Here is an 18,096-nt window from a genome sequence, read left to right on the forward strand (position 1 = left end):
ATTCTCGCTAACTGCGATTAATTATCGTAACAATACCACATTTTAATGGGCTCTTTAATAGATTAAAATTTTATTGCTTAAAAAGGATGATCGTGATCACAAACAATAAAATTGTGAATTCACAATTATTTTGTTTACGTTTAATATTTAGCCTTTCAGATTGAAAGGGCTAAAATATGACAGGAAAAATCAGAGATTATACCAAGCTTGCTGCTGATTTACTGCAGGAGTTAGGTGGTGAACAAAACATTGTTAAGGTTGCACGTTGTGCAACACGCTTGCGGCTAGTTGTTAAAGAAAGTCCAGCCGGTGCGAAAGAAAAGATAAGTCAATTACCTGGGGTAATAACAGTCGTTGAAAAGGGTGGTCAAATTCAGATTGTCATAGGAACCAATGTGGGTAAAGTTTATGATGCTTTCCTGAAACTGGTCAATCCACAAAATATCGCCACTACAGAAGATAATAATAATATTATAAATAAAATTATTGCCACTATGTCAGCGGTATTTGCTCCCTTCGTTTATATTCTTGCTGCTGCGGGTATTTTACAAGGTTGTTTGATTGTCATTAATCTATTTTGGCCAGAATTCGAAAAAACTGGTGTTTGTCAGGTATTCAGTTTCATTTCTTGGGCTCCTTTCATTTTCTTACCTATTTTTATTGCGATTACCGCGTCTCAACATTTTCGTTGCAATATTTATATCGCCGTTGCCTGTTGTGCTGCATTGGTATCACCGCAGTTGGGTCAAATGGTAGAACAAATCAAAGAAGGAAAATTAATTGTTGACTTCTTTGGTTTTCATTTATCGGAAACGACTTATACTTCATCTGTGTTACCACCGCTATTTTTAGTTTGGTTGTTATCTTATCTCGAACATGGGTTAGATAAGTTTTTGAATAATGTAATAAAACCGATATTCATGCCATTCATCTGTTTAGTGGTAATGGTACCTTTAACCTTATTATTGGTTGGTCCATTAACTGCTAATGCGGCACACTATATTGCTGATGGTTATAATTGGTTAGTCAATTTATCGCCGTCTGTGGCGGGTGGTGTGATCGGTGGAGCATGGCAAGGATTAGTGATCTTTGGGGTTCACTGGGGAATAATTCCGGTTATTTTAACTAATTTTAAACTTTATGGGCATGATTCATTCCAAGTCTATCAAATGATTGCGGTGATTGGTCAGGTCGGTGCTGCTATCGGCTTTTATATCAAAACTAAAAATCAAGAGATGAAAGGTGTTTCTCTTTCAGCATTTATTACCGGTATTTTTGGTATTACAGAACCAGCAATTTATGGTGTTAACTTACGATTCAAAAAACCATTTATTTTTGGTTCTTTAAGCGCGGCTTCAGGCTGTGTTATTGCAGGCTTATTCAATCCTTACTATTTCGCCTATGCCGGATTACCAGGTATATTAACCATTGTTAATGCCATCAGTTCAGAAATGCCATATTCATTTAAGGGTGCCGTTATTGGTAGTGCTATTGCATTTATTGGTCCGATTATTTTGATTCAACTATTTGGTACCGGTGAACCTAAAACTGAAACATCTTTGGAAGATGATACGCCAAATCTAAAACTTGATAGTGTCAAGCTGGCAAGTCCAATGACCGGTAAAGTCATTCCATTAGAACAAGTACCAGACCAAGTATTTTCAAGTAAAGCGATGGGAGATGGTATTGCCATTGACCCGACTGATAATCATGTTTATGCACCTTGTGATGGGGAAATTAAAGCGTTATTCGAATCTTCTAAACATGCGTTAGGACTCTTGTCAGATGATGGTATTGAGCTATTAATTCATGTTGGTATTGATACTGTTAATCTTACTGACAATCAGTTTAGTTACCATGTTACGATGGGGCAAAAAGTTAAGCAGGGCGATTTGTTAATCAGTTTTGATCCTGAAGCGGTCAAACAAGCTGGCTATCCATTAATTACACCAATTATTATCACTAATTCGGCTGAATATCAGCAGATTATTCCAACAACGAAAACTGATATTACGCCACAAGATATACTATTTACTGTTAAGCAATAATGAGGGTAAGACACATGACAACAAAAACATTTTTATGGGGTGGTGCATTAGCCGCCCATCAATTCGAAGGTGGTTGGAACGAAGGTGGCAAAGGCCCTAGTGTCGTCGATGTAATGACAGCCGGTGCACATGGTGTGGCTCGTCAAATCACTCAAGATATTGAACCCAATAAGTTTTATCCTAATCATACTGCAATCGATTTTTATCATCATTACAAAGCAGATATTAAATTATTTGCTGAATTGGGGCTAAAATGCTTACGTACTTCAATCGCTTGGACGCGCATCTATCCTAAAGGGGATGAATTAGAACCAAATGAAGCGGGATTACAGTTTTATGATGATGTATTCGATGAATTGATTGCTAATGGTATTGAGCCAGTTATTACGTTATCGCACTTTGAAATTCCGCTACATTTAGCCCGTGAATATGGTGGTTTCCGTAATCGTAAAGTGGTCGATTTCTTCGAGCGTTTCGCGACGACTTGTTTTGAACGTTATAAAAATAAAGTCAAATATTGGATGACGTTTAATGAAATCAACAATCAAATGGATACAAATAACCCAATTTTCTTTTGGACCAATTCAGGTGTACAAGTTCAACCGGGCGAAAATCCAAAAGAAGTACTTTATCAGGTAGCGCATTATGAGTTACTGGCGAGTGCGAAAGCGGTAATTGCTGGTAAAAAAATCAATCCAGATTTCCAAATCGGTTGTATGGTATCGCATGTGCCGATTTATCCTTATTCATGTAACCCTGAAGATATGATGGCGTCAGAAATTGCTATGCATCAACGGTTCTTCTTCCCGGATGTTCATGTTCGTGGCTATTACCCAAGTTATGCGTTAAAAGAGTTTGAACGTGAAGGATATAAGTTAGATATTACATCAGAAGATTTATCTATCTTAAAACAAGGTACAGTTGATTACATTGGTTTTAGCTACTATATGTCAACCGTGGTCAAAGCAGAAACCAATGTTAATCATGAACTAGGCAATATTGTTAATGGCGCATTACCAAATGCAGTTGATAACCCATATATCAAGAGTAGTGATTGGGGGTGGCCTATTGATCCAGAAGGATTACGTTATACATTAAATCGTTTATATGAACGTTATCAAATTCCATTGTTCATTGTTGAAAATGGTTTTGGTGCAATCGATCAACTTGAACATGATAACCAAATACATGATCAACCACGTATTGAATATTTAGCCGCTCATATTAAAGCTATGCTAAAAGCAATCGATTATGATGGTGTTGATGTAATGGGATACACTGCTTGGGGTATTATCGATGTTGTTTCATTTACGACTGGCGAAATGAAAAAACGTTATGGCGTGATTTACGTTGACCGTGATAATGAAGGCAACGGAACAATGCAACGTTATAAGAAAGATTCTTTTAAATGGTATCAAAAGGTTATTGAAACCAATGGTCAATGTTTAAAAAAATAGAATTGTACTTCCATTATTTTTTACCTCACTTTTTGAGCACTGAAGCATATTTAGTGCTCTTTTTTTATTGCTTGGTTTATAGCGGGCTGTTTATTGACAACAAAAGTCGTGGTTTGAAGATTAAAGTTTAACGTGCAATATGTAACACTTTATTAAAGCCTGATCTGGCAAATCTTTGCTGCCCATCATTGGCGTTGTGAGCTAAGTTGCCAATCGATGATTTATTTTTTTTCAAATAACCATGATTGTTTCGAACTTTGAAAATACTATTATTTATATTCAATATCTTGCTAACGTCCAAGTCGAGGGATTTTATGGAAAAATTGCTCTAATAATTTTTTTACCTGCAGAAAGTATCGGTCACTACCTGACTTTCTTTGTTCATCTATTTTTTACTGACAAAACGCCAAATATCGTTATCCTATAAGCCACGATTTATCGGCACTATGCCTAATATTCTCTGCAAATGGATTCCTTCAGCAATAATTAAGCAAGAAAATAAATACCATTATTTAAATAACTCTTATAATCACAAAGAAAATGAAGGTGTTTTCATAATAAAATCAGTTGGTTACAATATTTCCATGAAACTAAAACATATATTGAAACAATCATATATACCATTGTTGTCATTGTTTTTTAGCTTTGCGCAGCGGAAGGTGAGAGCCCGAGGATTTTTGTTTAAATACATCGGATCACTTGAGCTTTGAATGTTTGATACTTGGTTAGTTGTCATAAAGACTAATCAGATAGTACGATAATTTAGATCGTAATTTGCTTAAAAAAGCCAAAAAATAACGACTATGTTGGCATCAATGGGGAAAATATCCTATTTAAACTCTTAACTATCCCTGAGCTGTGTGCTAGCAATCTCTACGGCTTCCACCACATGCATCATAGACAATTTAATATTATATAAAATAACATCTAAATTCACCGCTAAATAAAAATTCACAATTAATGCATAAAAATTCATTTTAATATTGAATTGCTGAATAAAATCGATTATTCTATTGTTCAATAAAAGCTAAGAATAATAAGGATAATGATGTTAAAGGCATTAATTGTAGGTGCGAGTGGGTATGCTGGAGCACAACTGGCATATTATTTAAATAAACATCCTCAGGTAGAAATTGTTGGTTTGACAGTTTCCGAAAATAGCTTAGATGCTGGTAAACTTATTTCTGACTATGATTTACATCCACAGCTTAAAGGGGTGGTAGATCTGCCTTTATGGGCTATTGCTGATTATTCTTCACTAATTGATAATGTTGATATTGTTTTCTTAGCTACTGAACATGCCGTTAGTCATGATATCGCCCCGTATTTTTTGGAGCATGGATGTGTGGTTTTTGATTTATCGGGTGCTTTTCGTGTGAATTCTGAGCAGTTTTATACCCAATATTATGGTTTCACCCATCAACATCAACAGTGGTTAGAGCGTGCTGTGTATGGTTTAGCAGAGTGGAATGCTCACAAAATCAAAGATGCGCAATTAATTGCGGTTCCCGGTTGTTATCCTACAGCAGCACAATTGCCATTAAAACCTATTATTGAGGATGGATTATTAGATTCTACCCAATGGCCAGTAATCAACGCCGTTAGTGGGGTTAGTGGTGCAGGGCGTAAGGCATCATTAAAAAATCACTTTTGTGAAGTGAGTCTTCATGCATATGGGTTATTCACTCATCGCCATCAACCTGAAATAGCGACACATTTAGCGCAACAAGTTATTTTTATTCCTCATTTAGGTAATTTTAAACGAGGTATTCACGCGACCATTACTGGTCGAGTAAAAGAGGGCGTTATGGCGGAAGATGTCTTAAACGCTTTGAATAAATATTATTCCCAGAAACCTTTGATTCGCATTTATCAGAAGGATTGGCCAGCATTAAAATCGGTAGTAGGTTTACCTTATTGTGATATTGGTTTTGTACTTAATGATCGTCATTTAATTATGATTTCAGTTGAAGATAATCTTTTAAAAGGTGCAGCCGCTCAAGCGGTACAATGTATGAATATTCGTTTTGGCTTTGATGAAACGATGTCGCTAATTTAACAGAAGGTATGTGATGATGAATCCATTAGTCATTAAAGTCGGTGGGATTATACTCGATAATAAACAGGCAGTTGCTAATTTATTTGCTGTCATTAGCCAGTTTAAAGCTCAACAGCAACGCTCTTTGATTATTGTTCATGGTGGTGGTTGTTTAGTCGATGATTTAATGAATCGCTTAGCTTTGCCTGTTGTGCGTCGTAATGGTTTACGGGTAACACCAGATGATCAAATTGATATTATTGTTGGAACATTAGCGGGTAGTGCGAATAAAGTACTATTAGCTGAGGCGTATAAACATCATTTATTGGCGATAGGTTTGTCTTTAGCTGATGGCAATAGTGTTAATGTCACCCAATTATCACCTGAATTAGGTTGCGTCGGCGTGCCGACAACTGGCGATCCAACATTACTCAATCTATTGCTCACTCAACATTATCTACCGATTATTAGTTCAATTGGTATCACGCCGGAAGGGGATTTAATGAATGTTAATGCTGATCATGCTGCGGTGGCGATAGCAAAAAATCTTAATGCCGATTTGGTGTTACTATCAGATGTATCAGGCGTATTAGATCAGAATAAACAGTGCATTCCTATGTTAACTATGGAGCACGCAGAGCAGTTAATTGCTCAAGGAGTGATTCAAGATGGTATGGTTGTCAAAGTGAGATCAGCTTTTGATGCTGCTAAGATGTTAGCAAAACCGGTTCATATTGCCAGTTGGCAAGAGAATGAAAATTTAATTGATTTATTTAATGGTAAAGTAGTTGGAACGACATTGCTAGCTCAATGATCTACAAAAACTTTTTGATAAAATTTATGTTGAATATTTATCCGTTAAAATAATTTAATTACGAAAAAAATTATTAAATGGTTAAGCTAGTGGTTTACTTTGACTCCTGCGGTTAATTGGTAGAATTTGGGAAATTTATTACGGTGTAATCATCAATAAGTTGCTTGATATTACATCAAAATCAATAACAGTTTAACGCGGTTTTACATAAGACAATAAGATCGCCATGTGCATATAAATTCATAAAGGGTATAACATGAAACAAAGTGGAATAAAAAAAGTTGTTTTAGCTTATTCAGGTGGTTTAGATACATCAGCAATCATTCCTTGGCTAAAAGAAAACTACGCAGGTTGTGAGGTATATGCTTTTGTTGCAAACGTAGGTCAGGACCCTAAAGAACTTATTGATGTTGAGAAAAAAGCTAAAGCATCTGGTGCGGTGGCTTGTCGGGTGGTAGATTTACGAGAAGAGTTTGTCAAAGATTATGTTTATCCAGTTCTTAAAACCGGTGCACTTTATGAAGGAACCTATTATTTAGGTACCTCAATGGCTCGTCCGATTATTGCTAAAGCTCAAGTTGAGTATGCTTTAGAAGTTGGTGCTGACGCCTTATGTCATGGGGCAACAGGTAAAGGTAATGATCAGGTGCGTTTTGAAACCACTTATACGGCTTTAGCGCCACAATTAAAAGTGATTGCACCTTGGCGTGAATGGAATTTACGTTCTCGTGAAGCGTTGATTGATTATTTAAAACAACGCAATATTCCTACTACAGCAACGATCGAAAAAATTTATAGTCGTGATGAAAATGCATGGCATATTTCTACTGAAGGTGGTGTTTTAGAAAGTACCTGGAATCAAGCGAATGCCGATTGTTGGGCTTGGACAGTTGCCCCGGAAGATGCGCCTGATCAAGCAGAACTTGTCACCATAGGAATTGAACAGGGTGAGGTTGTTTCTGTTAATGGTCAAAAATTAACACCATATCATTGTGTTGCTGAACTTAATAAAATTGGTGCTAAACATGGTGTTGGGCGAGTCGATATTATCGAAAACCGTTTAGTTGGCATTAAATCACGTGGTTGCTATGAAACACCTGGTGGCACAATTATGATGACAGCATTACGAGGACTAGAACAATTAGTATTAGATCGCGATAGTTTTAAATGGCGTGAGCAACTTGGCTTAGAAATGGCTTATGTGGTATATGATGGTCGTTGGTTTGCGCCTTATCGTCGTTCATTACAAGCAGCAGCTGAAGTATTGGCTGAAGATATGACCGGTGAAGTGATTGTAAAACTCTATAAAGGAAATGCAACTGCAATTCAGAAGAAATCACCAAATAGTTTATATAATGAAGAGTTTGCTACGTTCGGTGAAGATGAAGTTTATGATCACAGTCATGCCGGTGGATTCATTCGCTTATTTTCCCTTTCTTCGCGTATTCGCGCCTTGAACGAGAAGAAAAAATAACAATTTAAGATTATTAATCAATAATCTTACTATGAAGTATTATTCAATTTCAAAAGGCGATGTTTAACATCGCCTTTAATGTTAATGAGTCATTTAAAATAATTTTTATGATTTTGTTACATTATATGATTAATGTGATATAGACAGAGATGACAGGTCAAACAGCAAACAATTGTTTGAATAATTAATAATAATCAGCCAGTCGGCTTAAATGAGGTAAATATGGCATTGTGGGGTGGGCGTTTTAGTCAGGCTGCAGATAATCGTTTTAAACACTTTAATGATTCATTATGTGTTGATTATCGTTTAGCTAAACACGATATTATCGGCTCAATTGCTTGGTCAAAAGCATTATTAACAGTTAATGTGCTAACTGTAGTTGAACAGCAAAAAATTGAGAATGGATTACAAGAATTATTGAGTACGGTTGAAGCTGATCCAGAGCAAATTCTTAATAGTGATGCAGAAGATATACATAGTTGGGTAGAACAGCATTTGATCGAAAAAGTGGGTGATTTAGGTAAAAAATTGCATACGGGTCGTAGCCGTAATGATCAAATTGCTACTGATTTAAAGCTTTGGTGCGTTGATGAAGTTCATTTATTAATAAACAATATTAACCAATTACGTCAACAATTGATTACTACAGCAGAAAAATATCAAACCGCGGTAATGCCTGGTTATACGCATTTACAACGTGCCCAACCAATTACGTTTGCTCACTGGTGTATGGCTTATTTTGAGATGTTAACACGAGATATAAGTCGTTTAAATGATACGTTAAAACGTATGGATAATAGTCCATTAGGCTCTGGAGCATTAGCCGGTACCGCTTATCCTATCGATCGGGATTTGTTAGCTAATAACTTAGGATTTGCTGTTGCAACGAATAACAGTTTGGATTCAGTTTCTGATCGTGATCACGTTATGGAATTATTAACCAATGCTACAATAGGAATGAATCATTTATCTCGGTTTGCCGAAGATCTGATTATTTTCAATAGTGGTGAAGCAAATTTTGTCGAATTATCAGATCGTGTTACATCGGGTTCTTCATTAATGCCACAAAAGAAAAATCCTGATGCATTGGAATTGATTCGTGGCAAATCTGGGCGAGTATTTGGTGCTTTAACTGGTGTGATGATGACATTTAAAGGGCTTCCTTTAGCATATAATAAAGATATGCAGGAAGATAAAGCACAATTATTTGACGCGCTAGATACTTGGCAAGAATGTTTAAGTATGGCTAAATTAGTTTTAGAAGATATCAAAATCAATGATAAAACTTGTTTAGCTGCTGCGAAACAGGGTTATGCTAATGCCACCGAACTTGCCGATTATTTGGTTGCCAAAGGAGTGCCATTTAGAGAGGCACACCATATTGTGGGAGAAGCTGTCGTTGGTGCAATTGCCAAGCAGAAAGCACTTGAGGAGTTGACTTTAACAGAGTTGCAACAATATAGTTCGGTAATTGCTGAAGATGTATATCAAATTTTATCAATCGAGTCATGTCTAGAAAAACGCTGTGCAAAAGGTGGTGTTTCGCCAGCTCAAGTTGCTTTGGCGATTAAAAGGGCAAAAAATAGCTTTATGGATTGAATGGATTAATAATAGAGAATAATATAAATTCAATAAAATCAATAAGTAATGCTTAATTTTTTATGCGAAATCAGTTAATATTATAACAATTATAATGATGAAGTTATAAAAAAACGCTATACTTTATAACTTGTTTTTTCTATTTATTTTACCAACCTATCATTGGGAGTATTCATGAATATTCGTGATTTAGAATATTTTGTGGCATTAGCTGAGTTTCGCCATTTCCGTAAAGCCGCGGACGCATGTAACGTAAGCCAACCGACTTTAAGTGGTCAAATTAGAAAACTCGAAGATGAGCTTGGTGTGATGTTGCTTGAGCGAACAAGTCGAAAAGTATTGTTTACACAAACGGGGTTAATGTTAGTCGATCAAGCGCGAGAAGTGTTACGGAATGTCCAAATATTTAAGGAAATGGCAAGTAAACAGGGAGAAGAAATGTCAGGACCAATGCATATAGGCTTAATTCCGACATTGGCTCCTTATCTACTACCCCATATCATTACTTTATTACATGATTCATATCCATCTTTAGAGTTATATCTTCATGAAGCACAAACCCATGTACTGGTTTCTCAGCTTGAACAAGGTAAGCTCGATTGTGCAATTTTAGCACAAGTAAAAGAGACATCCCCTTTTATTGAATTACCATTATTTGATGAACCGATGTTGTTAGCCGTACCTTCTGATAATCCATTGACTAAACAAAAAGAAATTAAACTATCATCGCTACGTGGTGAAAAATTCTTAATGTTAGAAGATGGTCACTGTCTACGTGAACATACGATGGGATATTGTTTTCAAGCTGGAATTGATGAAGACAAACGTTTTAAAGCAACAAGCTTAGAAACATTACGTAGTATGATTTCAGCTGGACGCGGAATCACGTTATTCCCAGAATTAGCGGCGCCAAATGAAAGGGTTCGCGATAATATTTGTTACATTCCATGTATTGATCCTGTTCCTTCTCGTGCAATTGAATTGATTTATCGACCAGGTTCTCCATTACGTAGTCGTTATGAACAAATTGCTAAAAAGATTCGTACACATATGCCAGAAGTATTGAAGGCTAAAGAAGAATTGTTGAATCTTAGTGTTTAAGTCCACAATTTTATGAAAAATAATAAAAATATTGCTTGTTCAGGAGTGCGAGCACAGCAAAAAGAACGTACTCGTCGCTCTTTAATTGATGCAGCATTTAATCAATTAAATGCTGAGCAAGGTTTTGCGAGTCTGAGTTTGCGTGAAGTAGCAAGAGAAGCAGGTATTGCCCCAACCTCTTTCTACCGCCATTTCCGCGATATGGATGAATTAGGTTTAGCGATGGTTGATGAAAGTGGTGTTACGCTACGTCAGCTAATGCGTCAGGCTCGTAAACGTATCGAAAAAGGGGGGAGCGTGCTACAAACCTCGGTCACTACGTTCATCGAATTTATTGATGATAATCCAAAAGTATTTTTATTGTTATTGCGTGAGCGAGCAGGTACTTCAGCCGCTTTCCGCTCGGCGATAGCACGAGAAATTCAACATTTCATCATAGAGTTAACCGATTATTTAAATAACGCCAATACGATGCCTCATCGCTTTAATGAAGCACAAGCACGGGCGATGGTAACTATCGTATTTAATTCAGGTGCTGATGCAATTGATTTTGAACCTGAACAGAAACAGCAATTGATTAATAGTTTAATTTTTCAGTTGCGGATGGTTTCACGAGGTGCCTATTATTTATACCATCGTGAAGAATTGAAAAATCTATAATTATCGTTGTGTAAAGGATAGCAGATTTTATATGCATGATCCTAAAAGATGTTAAGAATAAGAGCGATGATATTTGCTCTTATTCTTTTGGGCTATGTCATTAGAAGATCCATAAAAAATCTTTATCTTCATTGACTAATGGTGTTTCGCTAATATTAGCTTGCAACAATTGCTCTGCTTTGCTGGCTTCTTCAAATAAACCAAGCTGTAAGTAAGCATTTTTCATCAAATCAAGACCATGTCTGGTGGCATTGGTATCGGGATAATTTTCTAACATTCTAGCTACACGGTTAACAACCGCAACATACGCCCCACGTTCAGTGTAATATTGAGCAATTTTTAATTGATAATTAGCCAAACGGTTTTTTAAAAAAACTAAACGTTTTTCTGCATCATAACTATAAGGGCTATTTGGATAACTGGCAATCAAATAATTGAAGTCTTTAAAAGCCGCTGTGGCATATGCATAATCGCGGTCGGAACGATTAACGTTAAACCAACCTTGAATTTGATTATCATCTTGTGCCATATTTGATAAACCACGTAAATATAAAACCCAATCAATATTAGAGTTGGTTGGATTAAGTTTGATAAAACGGTCGATCGATGCGATGGCAAGTGGATAATCATTAGATTTATAATATGCATAAATTAAATTAAGTTGCACTTGTTGTGAATAAGGTCCAAAGGGATAAGATTTATCCATTTCTTCCAGAATAGCAATGCTTGAGCGAAGATTACCTTTCTGTAGTTCTTGATCCGCTTTAGTGAATAACTCCTTTTCTGGAACATTTTCAAAATTAGGTTTAGATGATGTACAACTAAACAACAGACCAGTGATCGAAACAGCTAAAAGATATTTAAGGTATAATTTCATTCAATATTTAATCCGTTTTATCCATTTATTCGTTTTTATGCTATGAAAAGCAAAATAAACATTAACCCATTTAAGTCTATATGATACTCTAATTTATCTTAGCTTTAAACACCTCGTTAAGAGGAAACTCTGATTTAGAGAGAATATAGTATATAAAATTATGTTAGAAAACTCATTAAAAAAACTTGTATTAGTGGAAGAAATCAAATCGCATCAATTAGGTATGCGATTAGATCAAGCCTTAGCGGAGATTTTTCCTCAATACTCACGATCTCGCATTAAAGACTGGATTTTAAATGGTCATGTTCAAGTCAATGGTTTGGTATTAACTAAGCCCAAAGAGCGAGTTTTAGGTGGTGAACAAATTAAAATTGATACTATTCTTGAAGAAGAAACTCATCATCAGGCAGAAAATATTCCGTTAAATATTGTGTATGAAGATGACGCAATTTTAATTATTAATAAACCACGTGATTTGGTTGTACATCCAGGGGCTGGCAATCCTGATGGCACGATTTTAAATGCTTTACTTTATCATTACCCTGATATTGTTAATGTACCCAGAGCAGGAATCGTTCACCGATTAGATAAAGATACAACGGGATTAATGGTGGTGGCGAAAACGATTGAAGCTCAGACACGTTTAGTTGAATCATTGCAATTGCGAGAAATCACCCGTGAATATGAAGCAGTTGTGATGGGAATTATCACTGCGGGTGGAACAGTAGATGAACCTATAACACGTCACCCAACGAAACGAACACATATGGCTGTATTTCCAACGGGTAAACCAGCTATTACTCACTACCGTGTTATGGAAAAGTATCGTTTGCATACACGGTTAAGATTACGTTTAGAAACAGGGCGGACCCATCAAATTCGGGTTCATATGGCACATCTCGCTCATCCTTTAATTGGTGATCCATTGTATGGTGGTCGTCCTCGCCCACCGAAAGGTGCAAATCAGGAATTTATGGACACTTTGCGTCATTTTGATCGACAAGCCTTACATGCCACAATGCTGCGTCTTTTTCATCCGACCACGGGTGAGCAAATGCAATGGCATGCACCAATTCCAGAGGATATGCAACAATTAATTAAAGTATTGCAAGATGATACAAAACAGCATCAAGATGAATTAGATTGGTGAGTTCATGGAAAATATCTATCCTTATTGGCCGGCACCTAAAAATATTCGTGCATTAACTACTATTCGCCAGGGTGGGGTGAGTCTACAACCTTACCAATCAATGAATCTGGCAAATCATGTTGGTGATGATGAGCTTGCTGTTATAACCAATCGGCAACAAATTATTTTACAGGAAAAGGTACCATCCTCCTTAGCATGGTTGATCCAAACACATAGTACTGAGGTGATAGATATTTCTTCTCTAACAGCTTTTAACACGCCATTGCATGCGGATGCAAGTTATAGCTGTTCGGCAAATATTGTTAGTGTAGTATTAACGGCAGATTGTTTACCGGTTTTGTTCTGTTCATCTTCGGGTGATCAAGTAGCGGCTGCCCATGCAGGCTGGCGTGGTCTTTGTGGAGGTATTTTAGAAAATACTGTTAAACATTTTGATTGTCCGACATCGAAAATCATGGCTTGGCTAGGGCCAGCAATTGGTCCCCAAGCGTTTGAAGTGGGTATTGAGGTTAAACAAGCTTTTACCCAACATGATGCCAAAGCTAATGTTGCATTTCAATTAAGTAAGCCAATTGAACAAAAATATTTAGCGAATCTTTATTTATTAGCTAAGCAACGTTTATTGCAATTAGGAATTACTCAAATTTATGGAGGTGAATATTGTACTTATCGGCAAAGTGAACGCTTTTTCTCTTATCGACGTGACAAACAGACTGGTAGGATGGCTTCAATGATTTGGTTTACCTAATAACGTTGAGTTTATATTTTAGATGTAATAAAATTCAACGTCATTGTGCTGACTATTTTATAGACACTTATTTCATTAATATGGTGTTACTGATAATTGTACAAATGAAAGTAGCAGCGATATTAAATAATATCACGATAAACGATATCGTTAAGATAGCTGAACTGGAGAAAATTGGATCTAACCAACACAGGATGAATAAATAGATTGAATATAGTGCACATCCTATACATGGAATTTGCCACAGTAATGTTCGCTTGTGACATTTTAAATGTCTTATAGCATACAGTAATCCAGTTAAAGCCGATGGAACAGCTAGCATTAAATATGCGAAATAGATCACTGTAGTTAAATTACCAAATGTAAATTGCCGCATATCATCATAATCAATAATCATAAACAGGTAAAAAAATATTCCATTTAACAATGGTTCTATAATGATAAAAATTAAAAAAGACAAAAAAAATAGAGTGGATTTATGCAAAATAAACACCTGATCGAATATTGATAACTGAATATATATTAAACTATTTTTTATTAATTTGTTGAATTATTTAATTAAAATGCATATTTTTGTTAGGTTAATACCACTGTCAGGCTATTAAGATATTATTTTATTATAAAAATAATTCAAGTAATGAATTGAGAAAGAGCTTCCCTTTGTTGGTTAAAAACCAATATTGTGTATCCTCTGTTAAATAGCCATTTTTTATTGCAAGCTTAATTGGTTTGTCAATTTCAAGCAGAGATAAATTCGTCCGTTTGATAAATAATAACTTTTTAGCTGGTTCCAGCAAGCGGAATTGATTCATAAAGAACTCAAAAGGTAATTCTTCTTTTGGCACTGTATAAGATTTATCTAAATAGCGTCCTTGCATATAACCTCTGGGATGGCGCGTTTTGATGGTGCGAATGATGCGGCCATCAGCTTGCGTTAATTTACCATGTGCGCCACAACCGATTCCTAAATAATCACCAAAATGCCAATAATTCAAATTATGTTGACATTGATAACCTGGTTTAGCATAGGCCGATGTTTCATATTGTTGATAACCGTTAGCAATTAAACAAGCATGTCCCTGCTGATAAATATCCCATAGACAATCTTCATTTGGTAAAATGGGGGGTTTAGAACCAAATAACGTATTTGGCTCAATTGTCAGTTGATACCATGATAAATGGGGAGGATCAAGGCTAATCGCTTGATTGAGATCATACATCGCATCTTGCAACGATTGATTTGGTAATCCATGCATTAAATCCAAATTATAACTTCTCAAATTCAATGTTTTTGCTAATTGGGCTGCTTTGATAGCCTCATGAGGATTATGTACTCGCCCTAATTGTGACAGTTTATCAGTTTGAAAGCTTTGAACACCAATTGAGATACGATTGATGCCAGCTTGGGTATAACCTACAAAATGTTTAGCATCTACTGAGTTAGGATTTGCTTCTATCGTAATCTCAATATTTGGCTCAAAAGCGATTACTTTTCGTATCTCGGTTAGTAAATTGTGAATTAAATCAGCAGAAAATAAACTTGGTGTACCACCACCAATAAAGATTGAATGGATTGATCGCTGATGGGTAAGTGGTAAATCTTGTTTCAGATCAGCCAATAAATGTTGTATGTATTGCTGATAATCAGATGTCTGCTTAATATTGTGAGAGTTGAAATCACAATACGGACATTTTTGTACGCACCAAGGAGTATGGATATAGAGGCTTAAAGGAATAACCGACATTGATTAATATAATAAATCCGATGACTAAAATAAGTTTATTAGCATAACAAATAATGACTTTTTTTTATAGAGATTGCTATCGGATATTGATATCAAATTTTTATACCAAAATGTGATCTAAACCAAGATTTACGTTGCCTGTGAGCGTTATTGAGGCTATCAATACTTTGAAGCGAAACGAAAGCATTTAAACCAGCCATAGCACGACTCCAATAGCAATAATAATTAACAGTATAATTTTCATTCTTTTAAAAAAAATGTTATGTTTCGACTAACTGCGTTACTACTAAAATAGCCTTAAGTTAACTGATACTTAACCGATTAATTTACCTTCAGCATATCATCAATGCATTTTGAATTTGCTTTGTAGTGATATAACATTTCAATAACACATATTATCGGTAATTTGGCGATTATAGAGAAAATTAAGATAAGTCTTAGAAAAATATCGAGAAGAATTAGAATACATTTTCTTAAATTGAATTTGATTTTTAAACCATTAAGAAATAATTAACATCAATATTTGATCCACACTTTGAATGATTATAAAGTAAATGGTACTTTATACAATTACTGTCATCTTGTTATTAACAAAAAAACTCTTAATTTCATTCATAAAAATCAATATAAATATAAGGAATTCGAATTATGATAATCTCGCTAAAAACAAATCGACCTAGTTTAATAAAAATAATGGATGTACCAATTATAGGCGGTTTTATTATGTTAATTTTTTCGTTAATTCCAATGTTTATTCTAATGATAACAGATGGATTTTTAGAATACAGTTATGAAGATATTCAAACAGGAATAATACAGATTATATGCGGTATTTATAACTTCATTTTATCTTTCTTTTTTAACATCAAAATATCGATTTTTTTTATACCTTGTTGGATCTTTTTTACCCTTATCGGTATATTAATTGTTGGTTCAACTTTTGTACTCAGCTATTTACTTTTATGTTAATTATTGGCATGCCGATTTTAGTTTTAGAATGGCTAATCGATCGTCGAGGGCAAAAACAACCAATCCATACTATGGAAGATATTGCAGTTTCTGAAGGTTACTTAAAATCTTGGTGTTATCGGTTTTTTTTAATCTTAATATTCTACAGTGTTATTGGTGGATGACTGACTGAATTATCTTAGTGGTAAAAGATGTTTTTGAAGAATTTATGGTAATATTATTGCCCAACTATTTTGCGACTTTCTAGTTAATGTAAGCAGCCTTTCAACTTGGCATAAGGTGTTTATGTTTGCTACTGACTTAATCGTCGCCTTTGGTGTGGATTTAGGGCGAGATGATGCCTAACTAGGGTAGGTTATTTGCTATTAGTGCTCGTTTGTTATGCCGTTTATGCCATTAGTCCTTCTTTCTTTAAAGCTAATAAATTTCTTTTTTACCTAACTGGTCGGCCTTAAACGGCATTGCAATTTAGCTGCTTTAAGACAGACGTTTTTGGCTTATTTCCTGTGATAACAGGATAAAATGACTTCAGAGATTGACTATTTTTATTTACAATAGCGGTTTTGTAATTAAAGATACCTATTATGCGATTAGATAAATTTTTAGCTCATCATTTAGGGATCAGTCGTAATTTGGTTACTAAAGTGCTACGAGCTGGTCAGGTCACGATTAATGATGAACTGATAAAGTCAGGTGCGACAAAGATCAATGTGACTGATGTTGTTAAATATCAAGATACTGTGTTGGAACATATAACCAGTAAACGTTATTTTATGTTACATAAGCCACAAGGTTATGTTTGTTCGACCGACGATCCCGATCATCCAACTATTCTTTATTTTATTGATGAACCGATGCCAGAAAGACTGCATTCGGCTGGGCGTTTAGATCTCGATACGACAGGTTTAGTGTTGTTAACTGATGATGGACAATGGTCACACCGTATTACATCCCCCAAACATCATTGCCAGAAAGTGTATTTAGTTGAAGTTGCGCGTCCGTTAACTGAAGATTTGATAGCTACTTTTAATCAGGGTATTAAACTTAATAACGAAAAAGCGTTGACTAAATCTGCAAAATTAGAAATTTTAGATAAATTTCATGCACGTTTAACCATTAATGAAGGAAAATATCATCAAGTAAAACGTATGTTTGCTGCGGTAAATAATCATGTTATCGCTTTACATCGTGAACAGATTGGTAATTTAAAATTAGATATATTAGAAGGTGAATATCGTCCTTTAACAGCAGAAGAAGTCAATTCGATCGGATCAGCGATTAAATAATTTAATGACCATACGGTTGGCAGAATATACCAGCTGTATGCTATTGGTTATGTCTATTATTGTTATTATAATTAATAACTTATCTACTAATTTACCCTTGTCAACCATTGATATCCCAGCCTCTTATAAA

General features: G+C 35.3%; 14 protein-coding genes. 12 read left to right on the plus strand and 2 right to left on the minus strand.

The window, feature by feature from the left end; genetic code table 11:
* Nucleotides 1-176 precede the first annotated feature (176 nt).
* From JMI89_RS05910 to fabR, 8 genes are all read left to right on the plus strand, one after another.
* Nucleotides 177-2,048 (plus strand): glucose PTS transporter subunit IIA, encoded by a 1,872-nt coding sequence (locus JMI89_RS05910; RefSeq protein ID WP_220679556.1) that lies wholly within the window; start codon nt 177-179, stop codon nt 2,046-2,048.
* Nucleotides 2,049-2,062: 14 nt separating this feature from the next.
* Nucleotides 2,063-3,505 carry a 6-phospho-beta-glucosidase gene (locus tag JMI89_RS05915; RefSeq protein ID WP_187754621.1) on the plus strand — a complete coding sequence of 481 codons (1,443 nt, stop codon included), beginning with the start codon at nt 2,063-2,065 and terminating at the stop codon, nt 3,503-3,505.
* 1,048 nt (nt 3,506-4,553) lie between these two features.
* On the plus strand, nt 4,554-5,564 hold the full coding sequence (gene argC, locus JMI89_RS05920; RefSeq protein WP_187754622.1) for an N-acetyl-gamma-glutamyl-phosphate reductase: 1,011 nt from the start codon (nt 4,554-4,556) through the stop codon (nt 5,562-5,564).
* Nucleotides 5,565-5,577: 13 nt separating this feature from the next.
* Nucleotides 5,578-6,357 carry an acetylglutamate kinase gene (gene argB, locus JMI89_RS05925; protein ID WP_220679557.1) on the plus strand — a complete coding sequence of 260 codons (780 nt, stop codon included), beginning with the start codon at nt 5,578-5,580 and terminating at the stop codon, nt 6,355-6,357.
* 256 nt (nt 6,358-6,613) lie between these two features.
* The gene (locus JMI89_RS05930) at nt 6,614-7,831 is read left to right on the plus strand and encodes an argininosuccinate synthase (protein ID WP_187754624.1); all 1,218 of its coding nucleotides are present in this window, start codon (nt 6,614-6,616) and stop codon (nt 7,829-7,831) included.
* A 222-nt stretch (nt 7,832-8,053) separates the two neighbouring features.
* The gene (argH, locus tag JMI89_RS05935) at nt 8,054-9,430 is read left to right on the plus strand and encodes an argininosuccinate lyase (protein ID WP_220679558.1); all 1,377 of its coding nucleotides are present in this window, start codon (nt 8,054-8,056) and stop codon (nt 9,428-9,430) included.
* 174 nt (nt 9,431-9,604) lie between these two features.
* Entirely contained in the window at nt 9,605-10,531 is a 927-nt protein-coding gene (oxyR, locus tag JMI89_RS05940) for a DNA-binding transcriptional regulator OxyR (RefSeq protein WP_187754626.1), read from the plus strand.
* Between the two features lie 12 nt (nt 10,532-10,543).
* Nucleotides 10,544-11,191: an HTH-type transcriptional repressor FabR gene (gene fabR, locus JMI89_RS05945; protein WP_187754627.1), complete on the plus strand. Its 648-nt coding sequence runs from the start codon at nt 10,544-10,546 to the stop codon at nt 11,189-11,191.
* A gap of 100 nt (nt 11,192-11,291) precedes the next feature.
* Here the strand turns inward: fabR and bamD are convergent, their stop codons facing one another.
* Nucleotides 11,292-12,068, minus strand: a complete 777-nt coding sequence (gene bamD / locus JMI89_RS05950) for an outer membrane protein assembly factor BamD (RefSeq protein ID WP_187754628.1) — start codon at nt 12,066-12,068, stop codon at nt 11,292-11,294.
* A 160-nt stretch (nt 12,069-12,228) separates the two neighbouring features.
* On the opposite strand from bamD, the gene rluD reads away from it, so the two are divergent.
* Nucleotides 12,229-13,218, plus strand: coding sequence for a 23S rRNA pseudouridine(1911/1915/1917) synthase RluD (gene rluD, locus JMI89_RS05955; protein ID WP_187754629.1), 990 nt, complete (start codon nt 12,229-12,231; stop codon nt 13,216-13,218).
* Nucleotides 13,219-13,222: 4 nt separating this feature from the next.
* On the plus strand, nt 13,223-13,966 hold the full coding sequence (gene pgeF / locus JMI89_RS05960; protein ID WP_187754630.1) for a peptidoglycan editing factor PgeF: 744 nt from the start codon (nt 13,223-13,225) through the stop codon (nt 13,964-13,966).
* A 617-nt stretch (nt 13,967-14,583) separates the two neighbouring features.
* Here pgeF and hemW read toward each other — a convergent pair.
* Complete coding sequence (gene hemW, locus JMI89_RS05965) at nt 14,584-15,711, minus strand: radical SAM family heme chaperone HemW (RefSeq protein ID WP_220679559.1); 1,128 nt, start codon at nt 15,709-15,711, stop codon at nt 14,584-14,586.
* Between the two features lie 962 nt (nt 15,712-16,673).
* Between hemW and JMI89_RS05970 the strand changes: the two genes are divergently transcribed.
* Both JMI89_RS05970 and rsuA read left to right on the plus strand, forming a co-directional pair.
* On the plus strand, nt 16,674-16,844 hold the full coding sequence (locus tag JMI89_RS05970) for a hypothetical protein (RefSeq protein WP_220679560.1): 171 nt from the start codon (nt 16,674-16,676) through the stop codon (nt 16,842-16,844).
* A gap of 420 nt (nt 16,845-17,264) precedes the next feature.
* Nucleotides 17,265-17,966, plus strand: coding sequence for a 16S rRNA pseudouridine(516) synthase RsuA (gene rsuA / locus JMI89_RS05975; RefSeq protein ID WP_220679561.1), 702 nt, complete (start codon nt 17,265-17,267; stop codon nt 17,964-17,966).
* Nucleotides 17,967-18,096: the final 130 nt, after the last annotated feature.

The organism is Frischella sp. Ac48, assembly GCF_019641635.1.
In the GTDB taxonomy this organism is placed as follows: Bacteria; Pseudomonadota; Gammaproteobacteria; order Enterobacterales; family Orbaceae; genus Frischella; species Frischella japonica.